Source organism: Kosakonia sp. MH5 (assembly GCF_009935945.1).
GTDB lineage: Bacteria > Pseudomonadota > Gammaproteobacteria > Enterobacterales > Enterobacteriaceae > Kosakonia > Kosakonia radicincitans.
The window spans coordinates 317,607-332,800 of record NZ_QODH01000006.1; the positions used below are offsets into that span (position 1 = coordinate 317,607).

The window sequence follows — 15,194 nt, forward strand, 5'->3', positions numbered from 1 at the left end:
CATTACAGCTTCGCGAAAACGCGACGTGCGGCATCGATAGTGTTATCGATATCCTCTTCACTATGTGCCACGGACATAAAGCCCGCCTCAAACGCTGACGGCGCAAGATAAACGCCTTCTTCCAGCATCAGATGGAAGAAACGCTTAAAGCGTTCAACGTCGCACTTCACCACATCCTGATAGCAGGTCACGGCTGGCGCATCGGTAAAGAACAGGCCGAACATACCACCTACGTGGTTGACGACCAGCGGAATGCCTGCCTGCTGCGCTGCTTCCAGCAGACCGTCGGCCAGCTGCGTGGTCAGCTCGGTTAGCGTGGAGTGAACGCCCGGCTGCGCCACTTCAGTCAGGCAGGCATAGCCCGCAGCCATCGCAATCGGGTTGCCAGAGAGTGTGCCAGCCTGATAGACCGGGCCGGTCGGCGCCAGTACGTCCATCACCTCACGGCGCCCGCCAAACGCGCCTACCGGCATGCCGCCGCCGATAATTTTGCCCAGACAGGTCAGATCCGGCTCGACGCCGTAATAAGCCTGCGCGCCTGCCAGCGCAACGCGGAAGCCGGTCATCACTTCGTCAATGATCAACAGCGCGCCGAATTCGTCACACAGCGCGCGCAGGCCCGGCAGGAATTCCGGCTGCGGCGGTACGCAGTTCATGTTGCCGGCAACCGGTTCAACGATGATACAGGCGATATCCTGCGGATACTGTTCGAAGGCCGCGCGAACGGAATCGAGATCGTTATAGGTGCAGGTCAGCGTGTGTTTGGCGAAATCAGCCGGAACGCCCGGTGAGTTCGGTTGGCCTAAGGTCAACGCGCCGGAACCAGCTTTCACCAGCAGGCAGTCGGCGTGGCCGTGGTAGCAACCTTCGAATTTGATGATTTTGTCGCGGCCGGTAAAGCCGCGCGCCAGGCGGATGGCGCTCATGGTGGCTTCCGTACCGGAGTTCACCATGCGTACCATATCCATGGTGGGTACCAGTTCGGTCACCAGCGCGGCCATTTTGACTTCCATCTCCGTTGGTGCACCAAAGCTCAGCCCGCGGCTGGCCGCCTCAATAACGGCGTTGCGAATGGCCGGGTGGTTGTGCCCCAGCACCATAGGCCCCCAGGAACCGACGTAATCGATATAGGCTTTACCATCGGCGTCATACAAATAAGCACCGTCAGCACGCTCGATAAACAGCGGCGTACCACCGACGCCGGTAAAGGCGCGTACCGGTGAATTGACACCGCCGGGGATCAGTTCGCGCGCTGCGTTATAGAGTTCTTCAGACTTACTCATCTTTCATTACCTGGTTCGTGGAAAATTCAATGCCGGTCATTCTATGTGATTACACGAATGTTATGAAAGTTTTGCCCTGGTGAAACGACATATTTTGCAGGACATTCCCCCGCGACGCGGCGGCAGTCGCTGGTTACAATACCTCTTTTGTATGACCTATAGAAAATCAGATGCAAGCAGAGACTCCCTCATTCGAACAACAACAGGTTGAGCAACGCCGCCGACGGAATATCGTGCGTCAGATGCTGCAACGCGATAAAACGCCGCTGGCAATTTTAGTGGTGGCTGCAATAGCCGGTGCGCTGACGGGTTTGGTTGGCGTGGCGTTTGAGAAAGCGGTCAACGCGGTGTTGAACGCGCGTATCGGCGCACTGGGACAGGTGGCGAACAGCGCGCTGGTCTGGCCGCTGGCGTTTATCGGTTCGGCGTGTCTGGCGATGATTGGCTACTGGCTGGTGCGGCGCTTTGCGCCAGAGGCGGGCGGTTCCGGTATCCCTGAAATTGAAGGCGCACTGGAAGAACTCCGCCCGGTGCGCTGGTGGCGCGTACTGCCGGTGAAATTCATCGGCGGCATGGGAACGCTGGGGGCGGGTATGGTGCTGGGGCGTGAAGGGCCGACGGTGCAGATCGGCGGCAATATCGGGCGAATGGTGGGCGATCTGTTTCGCCTGCGCAGCAGTGAAGCCCGCCATACGCTGCTGGCGACCGGTGCAGCGGCCGGGCTTTCAGCGGCATTTAACGCGCCGCTGGCGGGGATCCTGTTCATCATTGAAGAGATGCGCTCACAGTTTCACTACAACCTGATCTCAATTAAAGCGGTGTTTACCGGCGTGATTATGTCGAGCATTGTGTTCCGGTTGTTTAACGGCGAGGCGGCGGTGATCGATGTCGGCAAACTCAGCAATGCGCCAGTGAACACGCTGTGGCTCTATCTGCTGCTGGGAATGGTGTTTGGTTGTGTCGGCCCACTGTTTAATGCGTTAGTGCTGCGTACCCAGGATCTGTTTCAGCGACTTCACGGCGGGCACACCGGGAAGTGGGTGCTGATTGGCGGCATCGTTGGCGGCGCATGCGGCGTTTTAGGACTGGTTGCGCCAGCGCTCTCCGGCGGCGGTTTTGCTCTCATCCCGATAGCGACGGCGGGCAATTATACCGTGGGCATGCTGTTGTTCATTTTCCTTGCCCGCGTTGTTACCACCTTGCTCTGTTTTAGTTCCGGTGCGCCGGGCGGAATTTTTGCGCCGATGCTGGCGCTGGGTACAGTCCTGGGGATGGCGTTCGGCAGTGCGAGCGCTATTCTCTTCCCGCATTATCAGTTAGATGCCGGGACGTTTGCCATTGCCGGAATGGGGGCGTTGCTGGCGGCGTCGTTACGCGCGCCGCTGACCGGGATCGTGCTGGTTCTGGAAATGACAGACAATTATCAGCTTATATTGCCAATGATCATTACCTGCCTTGGTGCGACACTGTTAGCGCAGTTTCTTGGAGGTAAACCGCTCTATTCCGCTATTCTGGCACGTACGCTTGCCAGGCAATCTGCCAGCGAGGATCGTCATATGGAGCGGGAGAATACTTGAACGATTTAGTTGCATACTGGATAATAGCCGAAAAGATCGGGTTAATATTTGCCCAGATCGCAGTATCAATTGGGAGCAAGACATGAGTGATGACGTAGCGCTGCCGCTGGAGTTTACCGACGCAGCAGCCAACAAAGTAAAGAACCTGATTGCGGACGAAGATAACCCGAATCTGAAGCTGCGTGTCTACATCACCGGTGGTGGTTGCAGCGGCTTCCAGTACGGTTTTACCTTTGACGATCAAATCAACGATGGTGATATGACCATTGAGAAACAGGGCGTTGGCCTGGTGGTTGATCCGATGAGCCTGCAATATCTGGTAGGCGGCTCGGTAGATTATACCGAAGGCCTGGAAGGTTCCCGCTTCGTGGTAACTAACCCGAATGCGACCAGCACCTGCGGTTGTGGTTCCTCTTTCAGCATCTGAGAACCGTTTGCTGCCTGTAAAAAAGCCGCGTTTATCGACGCGGCTTTTTTGTTTTCACCGATTCTGATGTGCTTATCGTTGGCTATGAGCATTAGTATAATGTCGCATCATGCTAATTAATGTCATGGATATAAACTGTTTTTATTTTTGCTATAGAAATATAAAAATTAATTTTAACGATATAATTTTCTTAATTTCAAAGTGGCAGTGATTATTTCAGCGACAACTTTTTGGGAAGTGTTAGTATCTGCTTTTGTTATCCGCAGGCAAATCCGCGATAGTAACATTTAACCAGGAAGGAACTTTAGTGAGGCATGGATGCATAATTGTCTTCAAAATATTAATATAGCGCTGCTAAATAAATTCAACATACTAAACAAACTGCTGATAGAATGCGTGCCTGACAATAAGAATATTGACATTACGTTTAGCGTATTTAAGCATTACGATGCGCTTTTGCAAATCACCAGCGCGCAGCCTGTTGATCTCATTATTCTCGACCTCAGTACATGGTTTACAATCATCAGCAATACAAGTCAGAGTTTACGGCAAACAACAGACGATGCGCTTGCCTCTGGCTGCAAGGTCCTGTTGATTCTGCTGGAAGCCGATGCGCATATCATTGACCAACTGGTAAAGATGAATGTTGATGCAATTATTAGCATGAGCGATAGTTCGGCTGAACTAAAACGGGTAATTGAGCACGTATTAAATCCGGAAATACAGCAGAAATATATTTCAGCGTATATTACGCAGCAATTGTATAGCGGTAAATATGAGAGGTTGTCAAAGAAAGAGTGGGAAGTGATAAAAATGTTCTCTGAGGGATACAGCCTACTTGAGATTGCCGAAAAGCGTTGTCGGGCGATAAGTACCGTAGCTACCCAAAAAATGAATGCAATGAAAAAACTGAATTTGCGTAATAATGGCGAACTAATTAAATATTTTTATATTCACAGCCTGCTTTGAAATACAGGCCGATCATCAACAGCAGAACAATCTGCACCTGAGGCGCTAATCCGGGTTGCCGATTAGCGCCCGGAATCATCCAGTGCAAAGGTCGGTAACTTCAGATGCCAGCGAATTGCGGCCAGGCGAATAACCAGCGTCACCACCATGCCCAGCATACTGGCGGTTTCCAGCGGCACAGCAAAGAAGTAAAACGCCGTGGCGTGAACAATCCCCCCGGCGATACAGGCCGTCGCGTAAATTTCGGTGCGCAGGATCATCGGCACTTCGCGCGCCAGTACATCGCGAATGATCCCGCCGCCGACGCCGGTCAATACGCCCATACAGATAGCGATAAGCGGCCCGGTTTCGGCGATAAACGCTTTGTTGACGCCGATACCGACAAAAACTGCTAATCCCACCGCATCCAGTACCGGCAGGATCCATTTGGGCAAACGCCGGGGCTGACGAACCAGCACAATCGTCAGCATGCAGGTCACCATGGCGACGACGAGATCGGTTGGATCTTTCACCCAGAATACTGGCCCGTGCGCCAATGCCATATCACGGATGGTCCCGCCGCCAACGGCTGTCACGACGCCAAGTACCAGCACGCCGAAAGGGTCCATACGCAATTTCCCGGCCAGCAAAACGCCCGAGATCGCAAATACGGCGGTGCCAATAATATCCAGCCAGTAAACCAGCATGGTTGATTCCCCAGTTATTTCACCTGCGCAAGGGCAGTACAGAGTTGTTGAGCGGCGAGGATAATACGCGGGCTTGCCCGTTCAAACCAGTCACCGTGCAGAGAAATAATCGGTACATTCAGCTGTTTTTGCCAGAACTGTTCAATTTTGGGGATTTCGTCCGCTTCTCCTGCCACAACAATCGCCTGCGGCTGCCGCGCAAGCACCTGTTCACGGCTTACCTGCGGCCACGGCACGCGGCTGGCGGCGAAAATATTTTCCCCGCCGCAAAGCTCCAGAACCTCGTTCTGAATTGACCCTTTTCCACTGGTAAACAGCGGTTGCGCGCCAAATTGCAGAAAGACCCGTTTTTTGGGCCGGCTGGCATAGCGGGATTTTAGCGTCTGGTATTCGGCAAGCAGATGTTGAGCCGCTTGTTCAGCCTGTTGCGGTCTTGGGCTGTAGGGAGCCAGTTTATGCAGCGTATCCGCCACCTGCTCAATGGTAATGCTATCCACCCACATTACGGTGATACCGAACTGTTTTAGCTGGTTGACCTGACGCTCCGTATTGCCGCCGCACCATGCCAGTACCAAATCGGGCTTTAGTGCGACAATGCGTTCGAGGTTGATGCCTTGCCAACTGGCAACCTGCTCAATTTTTGCCGCTGCGGGCGGGTAATCAGAATAGCTGCTGACGGCAACGGGAGTGATGCCTGCGGCAAATGCCAGTTCTGTATTGGCCGGGGAGAGGGAGATGACGCGCGGCGCGGCGAACAACCACGCCGGCATCAGAACAAGCAGGGCGGCAAGCACCCTGAAAAAATGATTAACCACGAGCCAGTTTCTGCACCAGAGTTTCAACCATCAGGCTGGACTGCTTCGCCGCCACGGCCAGGAACTCATCAAAGCTGAGGTGGGACTGCTGATCGGCAACGTCTGAGATGGCGCGAACAACAACAAACGGAATGCCATAGTTGTGGCAAACGTGAGCAATGGCGGTGGCTTCCATTTCTACGGCAATCGCCTGCGGGAAGTTGTGACGGATTTTCGCCAGGCCAACAGAGCCATTAATAAAGGCATCGCCGCTGACAATCAGCCCGCGCACAGCATGCAGATCCAGTTCATTAATGCAGGCTTCTGCCGCCGCAATCAGTTTGCCATCGGCTTTAAACCCGGCCGGGCAGCCAGGAAGCTGGCCATACTCATAACCGAATGCGGTGACATCGGCATCGTGATAACGCGCTTCGTCAGACACCACGATATCGCCCACTTTCAGCGTCGGTGCAAGGCCACCAGCGGAACCGGTATTGATAATCACGTCCGGCTGGCAACGCTCCAGCAGCAGGGTCGCGCCCATCGCCGCGGCAACTTTACCAATGCCTGATTTCAGCAGCGCGACGTCTGTACCATTCAGCGTACCGGTGTAGATTTCGCTGCCGCCAACGTTGAGCGTTTGACGGTTTTCGATTTTGTCACGCAGCAGCGTAACTTCTTCTTCCATTGCACCAATAATGCCAATTTTCATGGAGATACTCGCTAATGTGATAGGACAGAATTACGTTTCCAGGGCATAGTCTATCATGGCATACAGGATTGTAATGATATCCCGTGACGCTTCGCACAGGAGAGGAAATGGCAGAGATCGATTTTCGCAACAAGATAAACTGGCGCCGCCGCTATCGTTCGCCGCAGGGCGTGAAAACCGAACGTGAAATTCTGCGTATTTTTGAAAGCGATCGCGGGCGGATCATCAACTCTCCCGCTATCCGGCGTTTGCAGCAAAAAACTCAGGTTTTCCCGCTGGAGCGAAATGCGGCGGTTCGTACGCGGTTGACGCACTCGCTGGAAGTACAGCAAGTGGGGCGCTATATCGCCAAAGAGATCCTCAGCCGTTTGAAAGAGCAGCGCCTGCTGGAAACTTATGGCCTGGATGAACTGACCGGGCCCTTCGAGAGCATCGTCGAAATGGCCTGTCTGATGCACGATATCGGCAACCCGCCATTCGGTCATTTTGGCGAAGCGGCCATTAATGACTGGTTCCGTCAGCGTTTATCACCGGATGACGCTGTCGGACAGCCATCATCCGACGATCGCTGCGAAGTGGTGGCATTACGTCTGCGCGAAGGGGAAGATGAACTTAACGCGCTGCGCTGCAAGGTTCGTCACGATTTAAGCCATTTTGAAGGTAATGCGCAGGGTATTCGTCTGGTGCATACATTAATGCGCATGAATCTGACCTGGGCACAGGTTGGCTGTATTTTAAAATATACCCGTCCGGCGTGGTGGGTTGGAGAACCGCCAGCTTCGCACAGCTATTTAATGAAAAAACCGGGTTATTATTTTTCCGAGGAAGCGTATGTTGCGCGCTTACGTAAAGAATTAGATCTCGATATTTACAGCCGCTTCCCTTTGACGTGGATAATGGAGGCTGCCGACGATATCTCTTATTGTGTCGCCGATCTGGAAGATGCCGTTGAGAAACGTATTTTCACTGCCGAGCAACTTTATCAGCATCTTTATGATGCCTGGGGCGAGCATGAAAAAGGATCGCTGTTTGCTCAGGTTGTCGAAAATGCGTGGGACAAATCCCGTGTTAATTCTATGAGCCGCAGCGCAGAAGATCAGTTCTTCATGTATTTGCGTGTGAACACGCTGAATAAACTGGTGCCCTACGCCGCACAACGATTTATTGATAATCTGCCGCAGATTTTCAGCGGAGAATTCAACCATGCTTTGCTGGAAGATGATAGCGACTTCAGCCAGCTACTTGAATTATATAAAAATGTCGCCATTAAACAGGTGTTCAGCCACCCGGACGTCGAGCAACTGGAATTACAGGGTTATCGCGTGATTAGCGGGCTGCTGGAAATTTACCGCCCGTTGTTGCAATTATCACTGGCGGATTTTACCGAGCTGGTGGAAAAAGAACGTTTGCGTCGTTTCCCGATTGAATCGCGCCTGTTTCATAAACTTTCGACGCGCCACCGGCTCGCGTATGTCGAGGCGGTCAGCAAATTATCGCCCGATGCTTTGGCGTATCCGGTGCTGGAGTATTATCACCGTTGTCGATTAATCCAGGACTATATTAGCGGTATGACAGATCTATATTCATGGGATGAATATAGACGGATGATGGCCGTGGAATAACGTGTTTGAATTGTAAAGACAGCCAATAAATTTTTACTTTTTCCAGACACTTGATTCCTGAACTTCAGGCTATAAATCGACTCTGAGTGACACATACACAGCAGTTTGCGTTAATCGGTAATGAGATTGAGAGACATGAAAAAAACCACGTTAGCAATGAGTGCATTGGCTCTGAGTTTAAGTTTAGCGCTGTCCCCTCTGTCGGCTATGGCAGCGGAAACAGCATCTTCAGCGACCACATCGCAGCAAATGCCAAGCCTCGCGCCGATGCTGGAAAAAGTTATGCCATCGGTCGTGAGTATCAATGTTGAAGGCAGCACCACGGTAAACACACCGCGTATGCCGCGCAACTTCCAGCAGTTCTTCGGTGATAATTCACCGTTCTGCCAGGATGGATCACCGTTCCAGGGCTCGCCGTTCTGCCAGGGCGGCGGCCAGGATGGTCAGGGCGGCGCCGATAGCCAGCAGCAGAAATTTATGGCGTTGGGTTCCGGAGTGATTATTGACGCAGCGAAAGGCTATGTCGTTACTAACAACCACGTCGTGGATAACGCGAATACTATCAAGGTACAACTGAGCGATGGGCGCAAATTTGACGCCAAAGTCGTGGGTAAAGATCCGCGTTCTGATATCGCGCTGATTCAAATCCAGGATCCGAAAAACCTGACGGCGATTAAGATTGCCGACTCTGATGCGTTGCGCGTGGGCGATTACACCGTGGCGATTGGTAACCCGTTCGGTCTGGGCGAAACCGTGACCTCCGGGATTGTTTCCGCGCTGGGCCGTAGCGGTCTGAATGCGGAGAACTATGAAAACTTTATCCAGACCGATGCGGCGATCAACCGCGGGAACTCCGGCGGCGCGCTGGTGAACCTGAACGGTGAGCTGATTGGTATCAACACCGCGATCCTTGCGCCGGACGGCGGCAACATCGGTATCGGCTTCGCCATCCCAAGTAATATGGTGAAAAACCTTACCGGGCAGATGGTTCAGTACGGTCAGGTTCGCCGTGGAGAACTGGGTATTATGGGCACCGAGCTGAACTCTGAGCTGGCAAAAGCGATGAAAGTCGATGCGCAGCGCGGGGCGTTTGTTAGCCAGGTGATGCCGAATTCTGCCGCCGCGAAAGCGGGTGTGAAAGCGGGCGACGTGATTACTTCGCTTAATGGCAAGCCTATCAGCAGCTTTGCCGCACTGCGTGCTGAAGTGGGTTCAATGCCGATTGGCAGCAAAGTTGAACTGGGCATGTTGCGTGACGGCAAACCGGTGAACATTACGCTGGAACTGCAGCAGAGCAGCCAGAACCAGGTTGATTCCAGCACTATTTTCAGCGGAATTGATGGCGCGGAAATGAGCAATAAAGGCAAAGATGGCGGCGTGGTGGTGAATTCGGTGAAAGCCAACTCCCAGGCGGCGCAGATTGGCCTGAAAAAAGGTGATGTCATTGTTGGCGCGAACCAACAGCCGGTGAAAAATATCGCCGAGTTGCGCAAAATTCTCGACAGCAAACCTTCCGTACTGGCGTTGAACATTCAGCGTGGTGATACTTCCATCTACCTGTTGATGCAGTAATCTGCCAGACCCTCTTCCTCCATGTCGGGGAAGAGGGCTCTCCTCCCGTTTTGTGAAGCCTTCCACAACTCCATACTTCCGAATGTTGCTTTGTGCATTTGCACAGTGATTGCCAGGACTTTCTCCCATATGCTTGGGCTCTGCACAGGGGAGGGTTACATGGCTGGCTGGCATCTTGATACTAAAATGGCACAGGATATCGTGGCGCGGACGATGCGCATCATCGATACGAACATTAACGTCATGGATGCACGCGGTCGCATCATCGGTAGTGGCGATCGTGAACGAATTGGTGAATTGCACGAAGGCGCGCTATTGGTTCTCTCCCAGGGGCGTGTTGTCGATATTGATGACGCGGTTGCCCGCCATCTGCATGGCGTACGCCAGGGCATCAACTTGCCGCTGCGCCTTGAAGGGGAAATTGTTGGCGTTATCGGTCTGACCGGCGAACCGGAAACGTTACGTAAATATGGCGAACTGGTCTGTATGACTGCCGAAATGATGCTGGAACAGTCTCGTCTGATGCATCTGCTGGCGCAGGATAGCCGCCTGCGTGAAGAATTGGTGATGAATCTGATCCAGGCTGAAGAGCACACTCCGGCGTTAACTGAGTGGGCGCAGCGCCTCGGCATAGATTTAAATCAGCCGCGTGTCGTTGCGGTGGTGGAAGTGGACAGCGGCCAGTTGGGTGTGGATAGCGCAATGGCTGAGCTACAACAGCTACAAAATGCGCTGACGACACCGGAACGCAACAACCTGATTGCGATTGTCTCACTGACTGAAATGGTGGTGCTGAAACCGGCGCTCAATCAGTTTGGTCGCTGGGATGCGGAAGATCACCGCAAACGTGTAGAACAATTGATTACCCGTATGAAAGAGAATGGCCAGCTGCGCTTTCGTGTCGCGCTGGGCAACTATTTTACCGGGCCGGGCAGCATTGCCCGATCGTATCGTACGGCGCGTACCACCATGATGGTGGGTAAACAGCGTATGCCGGAAAACCGCAGTTACTTTTACCAGGATTTAATGCTGCCGGTGCTGCTCGACAGTTTGCGTGGCGGCTGGCAGGCCAATGAACTGGCGCGTCCATTGTCTCGTTTAAAAGCGATGGACAACAACGGGTTACTGCGCCGTACGCTGGCGGCCTGGTTTCGTCATAATGTGCAACCGCTGGCAACATCGAAAGCGCTGTTTATTCACCGAAACACGCTGGAATATCGTCTGAATCGTATCTCTGAACTGACGGGGCTGGATTTAGGCAATTTCGATGACAGGTTGCTGCTGTACGTGGCGCTGCAACTGGATGAACAACACTGATATTTTGCCGGGAGAGGGAAGACCCCACCCGGCAAAATGGACTTATTTATTGCGGGTCAGTTTCTCAAGATCGGATTCGATTTCATTAATCTTATTGGTCACTACGCTTTCAAGATGGCGTAGATCGTCAAGGATCTTACGTTTCAGATCGACTTCAGTGCGATCGCGCTGGCAGATTTGATCCAGTTCATCAATCACATAACGCAGGTTAGGACTGATCTCCTGCACCTCTTTATAGCCTTGTCCTACACCGTCGGCGACGACTGTTTTACGCTGGCGGGGGTATTTGAATTTGACGCTCTTGGCAAAAAACTCGCCTTTGTCCTTATGAAAATAGATTTTCAGAATATCGTTGTTCGCTTCCTGGCGGAGGCTATAGCGATCGATTTCATCAGGATTGGTGATGCCTAAACTTTTCAGATTATCGTACATAGCGGTACCCTTAAGCTCAACATAACCTATGAATAATTAACGAAAAAATCTATTTTTGCCACATGAAAATGCAAAAAAGGCGGGATATATCACCCTCTCCCAAACAGGGAGAGGGAAAGACTTAGTCGATGGTGCGCAGCAGTTCGTTAATACCTACTTTGCCACGGGTTTTGGCATCAACTTTCTTCACGATTACAGCGCAGTACAGGCTGTATTTGCCATCTTTAGATGGCAGATTGCCGGAAACAACCACGGAGCCAGCCGGCACTCGGCCGTAATGCACTTCGCCAGTTTCACGATCGTAAATTCGCGTGCTCTGGCCGATATAAACGCCCATCGAGATAACCGAACCTTCTTCAACAATAACGCCTTCCACTACTTCTGAACGCGCACCGATAAAGCAGTTATCTTCAATGATAGTCGGGTTTGCCTGTAATGGCTCCAGAACACCGCCAATACCGACGCCGCCGGAGAGGTGAACATTCTTACCAATCTGCGCGCAGGAACCTACGGTCGCCCATGTATCCACCATCGTACCTTCATCAACATATGCGCCGATGTTCACATAAGACGGCATCAGCACAGTATTGCGGGCAATAAATGCGCCCTGACGAACCGCTGCTGGCGGAACCACGCGGAAACCTTCTTTCTGAAAGCGCGCCTGGTCATAGTCGGCAAATTTCATCGGTACTTTATCGAAGTAGCGGCTTTCCGCACCGTCGATAACCTGGTTATCGTTAATGCGGAAAGAGAGCAGAACGGCCTTTTTCAGCCATTGATGAGTGACCCACTGGCCTTCGATTTTTTCTGCGACACGCAGTGCGCCGGAATCGAGCAGGGCAATAACCTGATTTACCGCTTCGCGAGTTACGGTATCCACATTTGCCGGGGTGATCTCTGCGCGACGCTCGAAAGCCGCTTCAATAACGTTCTGTAACTGCTGCATTGTTTACTCTTTCCATCAGTGTAAAAAATCAATCACCCTTTATCGTTTGGATTGAGGGCCTCTGTCAACCGTTGTTGTACCTCCTTTTGCAGCGCATTATTAAGGCCACGCCGGTCGGCAGTTGCGATTATGAATAAATCTTCTACTCGCTCACCAATGGTTGTAATTCGGGCGCCATGCAGCGAAATTCCCAGATCCGCGAACACCTGACCGACCCGCGCCAGCAGGCCTGGCTGATCAAGAGCAATCAATTCCAGGAATGATTTTCTGTCGGTGTGTGTCGGCAGGAAATTCACCTCAGTATCCACCGTAAAGTGGCGTAATTTAGCTGGCTGGCGACGCGGTTGCGGCGGCTGCCAGCTGTGCTGGGTAATCGCCTGTTCCAGCCCAAAGCAGATAGCATCGTGACGATCGGCGGAGAGCGGGCTGCCGTCCGGTTCCAGCACGATGAAGGTATCCATCGCCATGCCGTCGCGCGTGGTAAAGATTTGCGCGTCATGGACGCTGAGGTTGCGTCTGTCGAGTTCGGCGCAGACGGCGGCAAACAGGTACGGTCGATCCGGGCTCCAGATAAAGATCTCGGTACCGCCGCGCGTTGCCTGCGGGCTCAGCAGGATCATCGGTTTGCTCAGATCGTGCTGCAATAAGTGTCGCGCATGCCAGGCAAGCTGATTTGGGCTGTGGCGAACAAAATAGTTGGCGCGGCAGCGCGCCCAGATCTGATGCAGTTGCTCTTCATCAATATTGTCCATCCGCAGTAGCGCCAGCGCTTGCAACTGATGGTGGCGCACACGTTCGCGCATATCTGGTGTGTTTTGCATGCCGCGGCGCAGCTGTTTTTCGGTGGCGAAATAGAGTTCGCGCAACAGGCTCTGTTTCCAGCTATTCCACAGGGTTTCATTGGTGGCGCAAATGTCCGCGACGGTCAGGCAGACGAGGAAGCGCAGACGGTTCTCCGTTTGTACCTCTTCGGCGAACTGTTTGATCACTTCCGGATCCTGAATATCGCGGCGCTGGGCGGTGACCGACATCAGCAAGTGATGACGTACCAGCCAGGCAACGAGCTGGGTTTCCCGCGAGTTCAGCCCATGTAATTCCGCAAATTTCAATACATCCTGCGCGCCGAGCACCGAGTGATCGCCGCCGCGACCTTTGGCGATATCATGGAACAATGCTGCAATCAGTATCAACTCCGGGTGCGTCAGGCGCGGCCACAGCTCCACGCACAATGGGTGCTTATTGCGCGTCTCTTCTTTGCCGAAGCTCTCCAGCTTCAGCAGCACGCGGATGGTGTGTTCGTCCACGGTGTAGGCGTGGAACAGGTCAAACTGCATCTGACCAACAATGTGCGACCACTGCGGCATATAAGCCCACAGTACGCTGTGGCGATGCATCGGCAGTAGCCCGCGGCTGACCGCGCCGGGGTGGCGAAGCATGCTGAGGAAAATTGAGCGCGCTTCCGGGATATAGCACAGCGGCTGCGTCAGATGGCGACGCGCGTGACGCAGATGGCGCAGGGTGGTGGAGTAAATCCCGGTGATCGTGCTGTTACGCACCATGATATAAAACATGCGCAAAATCGCCTGCGGCTCGCGAATGAAGAGCGTCTCATCGCGCAGGTCGATCAGCGTACCGCGCAACTGGAACTCATCATCAATCGCGCGCGGCCTTTCATCGTCAGTCAGCGCCAGAATAGCTTCGTCAAAGAGTTGCAGCAGCATCTGATTCAGTTCGCTGACGCGCCGCGTGACGCGGAAGAAATCTTTCATCATATGTTCAACCGGCTGATTGCCTTCGCCTACATAATTCAGACGTTGGGCAACGCTGAGCTGCCGATCAAAAAGCAGGCGGTTGTCGTAGCGATTTAGCTCCAGATGCAGCGCAAAGCGGATCCGCCACAGCAGGTGCAAACACTCATTCAGCTCATTGCGTTCGGCTTCGGTCAAAAAGCCGAAACCGACCATTTCGTCCAGCGATGTTGCGCCAAAATGACGGCGAGCGACCCACTGCAATGTATGGATGTCGCGCAGCCCTCCGGGGCTACTTTTTATATCCGGTTCAAGATTATAGCTGGTGCCATGATAGCGCTGGTGGCGTTCATTTTGCTCCACCACTTTGGCCGGGAAGAAGGTTTCGGAAGGCCAGAAGTCATCGCTAAAGATGTGTTTTTGCAATTCCAGAAACAGCGCGACATCGCCAATCAATAGCCGCGATTCAATCAGGTTCGTGGCGACCGTGAGATCCGATAGCCCCTCCTGCAAACACTCATTCAGAGTGCGTACGCTGTGGCCGACTTCCAGTTTCACATCCCACAGCAGCGTCAGTAGCTCGCCGATTTTCTGGGCCTGCTCATCGGGAAGTTTGTTACGGCTGAGAATCAACAGATCGATATCCGATAAGGGGTGCAGTTCACCCCGACCGTAACCGCCTACCGCAACCAGCGCGATATCGCCGACTTCACCGAAACCGTACCCCAGCCATAAGCGCTGCAAAAGCTGATCGATAAATTCGGTGCGGGCTTCAATCAGTTGTTCCGCGGAAATGCCTGCGTCGAAAACGTGCCCCAACCACTGCTGAAAGGCGTCAATGTGCGCTTTAATGTTGGCGCACTGCAATTCGTCCTGAGACCAGGCACCAGGATACGCCGGCTGGCCGGGAAGGGTGGGTTGTACTGTACTGACAAACTGTTCGGAAGAGAGATTACTCATTATCGCCACCCATTCGGCATGCGGGGTTATGTAGAGACAAATTAAAAGAGATGGTAAGAAATGAAAAGTCGTTTATATCTATGACGCTGGCGCAAAAAGGGCAAAAAAAAACGGCCCGCAGAGCGGACCGTTGAGGTAGCTGAAGCGCA

General features: G+C 53.1%; 13 protein-coding genes. 6 read left to right on the forward strand and 7 right to left on the reverse strand.

Translation table 11 applies throughout. The features are described from left to right. Positions 1 to 2 precede the first annotated feature (2 nt). The gene (gene hemL, locus DK872_RS17590) at positions 3 to 1,283 is read right to left on the reverse strand and encodes a glutamate-1-semialdehyde 2,1-aminomutase (RefSeq protein ID WP_007373208.1); all 1,281 of its coding nucleotides are present in this window, start codon (positions 1,281 to 1,283) and stop codon (positions 3 to 5) included. Positions 1,284 to 1,453: 170 nt separating this feature from the next. Between hemL and clcA the strand changes: the two genes are divergently transcribed. The 3 genes from clcA (at position 1,454) to DK872_RS17605 (ending at position 4,256) form a co-directional block, all read left to right on the forward strand. Beyond that, positions 1,454 to 2,860, forward strand: coding sequence for a H(+)/Cl(-) exchange transporter ClcA (gene clcA, locus DK872_RS17595; RefSeq protein WP_035886492.1), 1,407 nt, complete (start codon positions 1,454 to 1,456; stop codon positions 2,858 to 2,860). 82 nt (positions 2,861 to 2,942) lie between these two features. Further along, the gene (erpA, locus tag DK872_RS17600; protein ID WP_007373210.1) at positions 2,943 to 3,287 is read left to right on the forward strand and encodes an iron-sulfur cluster insertion protein ErpA; all 345 of its coding nucleotides are present in this window, start codon (positions 2,943 to 2,945) and stop codon (positions 3,285 to 3,287) included. 318 nt (positions 3,288 to 3,605) lie between these two features. Then, positions 3,606 to 4,256 carry a LuxR C-terminal-related transcriptional regulator gene (locus DK872_RS17605; RefSeq protein WP_007373211.1) on the forward strand — a complete coding sequence of 217 codons (651 nt, stop codon included), beginning with the start codon at positions 3,606 to 3,608 and terminating at the stop codon, positions 4,254 to 4,256. Between the two features lie 62 nt (positions 4,257 to 4,318). Here DK872_RS17605 and DK872_RS17610 read toward each other — a convergent pair whose 3' ends face one another. From DK872_RS17610 to mtnN, 3 genes are read right to left on the reverse strand one after another with little or no spacing between them, the layout of a single operon-like run. Further along, positions 4,319 to 4,942 (reverse strand): TRIC cation channel family protein, encoded by a 624-nt coding sequence (locus tag DK872_RS17610; protein ID WP_007373212.1) that lies wholly within the window; start codon positions 4,940 to 4,942, stop codon positions 4,319 to 4,321. A 14-nt stretch (positions 4,943 to 4,956) separates the two neighbouring features. Further along, positions 4,957 to 5,757 carry a vitamin B12 ABC transporter substrate-binding protein BtuF gene (btuF, locus tag DK872_RS17615; RefSeq protein ID WP_161518616.1) on the reverse strand — a complete coding sequence of 267 codons (801 nt, stop codon included), beginning with the start codon at positions 5,755 to 5,757 and terminating at the stop codon, positions 4,957 to 4,959. Further along, positions 5,750 to 6,448, reverse strand: coding sequence for a 5'-methylthioadenosine/S-adenosylhomocysteine nucleosidase (gene mtnN, locus DK872_RS17620; protein ID WP_035886489.1), 699 nt, complete (start codon positions 6,446 to 6,448; stop codon positions 5,750 to 5,752). Before mtnN ends, btuF begins: the two co-directional genes overlap by 8 nt. Before the next feature lie 107 nt (positions 6,449 to 6,555). Here mtnN and dgt point away from each other — a divergent pair, with 107 nt between their 5' ends. The 3 genes from dgt (at position 6,556) to cdaR (ending at position 10,959) form a co-directional block, all read left to right on the forward strand. After that, entirely contained in the window at positions 6,556 to 8,070 is a 1,515-nt protein-coding gene (gene dgt / locus DK872_RS17625; protein WP_072440174.1) for a dGTPase, read from the forward strand. Positions 8,071 to 8,205: 135 nt separating this feature from the next. Next, on the forward strand, positions 8,206 to 9,642 hold the full coding sequence (degP, locus tag DK872_RS17630) for a serine endoprotease DegP (RefSeq protein WP_035886488.1): 1,437 nt from the start codon (positions 8,206 to 8,208) through the stop codon (positions 9,640 to 9,642). A 159-nt stretch (positions 9,643 to 9,801) separates the two neighbouring features. After that, positions 9,802 to 10,959, forward strand: coding sequence for a DNA-binding transcriptional regulator CdaR (gene cdaR, locus DK872_RS17635; RefSeq protein ID WP_007373218.1), 1,158 nt, complete (start codon positions 9,802 to 9,804; stop codon positions 10,957 to 10,959). Positions 10,960 to 11,001: 42 nt separating this feature from the next. On the opposite strand, the gene DK872_RS17640 is transcribed toward cdaR, so the two are convergent. From DK872_RS17640 to glnD, 3 genes are all read right to left on the reverse strand, one after another. Continuing rightward, on the reverse strand, positions 11,002 to 11,391 hold the full coding sequence (locus DK872_RS17640) for a DUF3461 family protein (RefSeq protein ID WP_007373219.1): 390 nt from the start codon (positions 11,389 to 11,391) through the stop codon (positions 11,002 to 11,004). 121 nt (positions 11,392 to 11,512) lie between these two features. Beyond that, entirely contained in the window at positions 11,513 to 12,337 is an 825-nt protein-coding gene (dapD, locus tag DK872_RS17645) for a 2,3,4,5-tetrahydropyridine-2,6-dicarboxylate N-succinyltransferase (RefSeq protein ID WP_007373220.1), read from the reverse strand. A gap of 32 nt (positions 12,338 to 12,369) precedes the next feature. Beyond that, a complete protein-coding gene (gene glnD, locus DK872_RS17650) occupies positions 12,370 to 15,045 on the reverse strand; it encodes a bifunctional uridylyltransferase/uridylyl-removing protein GlnD (RefSeq protein WP_071920231.1) in 2,676 nt (891 codons plus the stop codon). Positions 15,046 to 15,194 lie beyond the last annotated feature (149 nt).